Origin of the sequence: Staphylococcus simiae, from assembly GCF_002902085.1 — a bacterium.
In the GTDB taxonomy this organism is placed as follows: Bacteria; Bacillota; Bacilli; order Staphylococcales; family Staphylococcaceae; genus Staphylococcus; species Staphylococcus simiae.
This window is the reverse complement of sequence record NZ_PPQR01000105.1, coordinates 1-387: the sequence shown is the minus strand read 5'-3', so window position 1 is coordinate 387 and position 387 is coordinate 1. Positions and strand designations below refer to the sequence as shown.

1 protein-coding gene is annotated in these 387 nt (G+C 31.3%); it reads right to left on the bottom strand.

Annotated features, from left to right (window positions below; translation table 11 throughout):
- Positions 1–368: transposase (locus tag CD113_RS11135; protein ID WP_142380908.1), on the bottom strand; the 368-nt coding region annotated here is incomplete at its 3' end.
- Positions 369–387: the final 19 nt, after the last annotated feature.

The following is a 387-nucleotide window of genomic DNA, read 5'->3' as shown; positions in this document are numbered from 1 at the left end:
TGGCTATGAAATTGGATAAATAAAGATTCGATTAAGGCATCTGTTTTAGGATTAACTCTGAATCGATTAATTGTTTTATACGAAGGTGTTTGATTTTGAGATAGCCACATCATGCGAAGACTATCATTTAACAATCTTTCTATTTTTCTGCCAGAGAATACAGATTGTGTGTAGGCATATAGAATGATTTTCAACATCATTTTTGGATGATAAGAAGTTGCACCACGATAATGTTTGAATTCATCGAATTCTCTATCTGGTATGCTTTCGACTATGTCATTAACATATCTTGAAATATCATTTTGAGGAATTTTAACTGAAGTTTCCATTGGTAGAGTAAGTTGAGTCATGTTATAATCTTTATACATAAGGCACCTCGTTAATTTA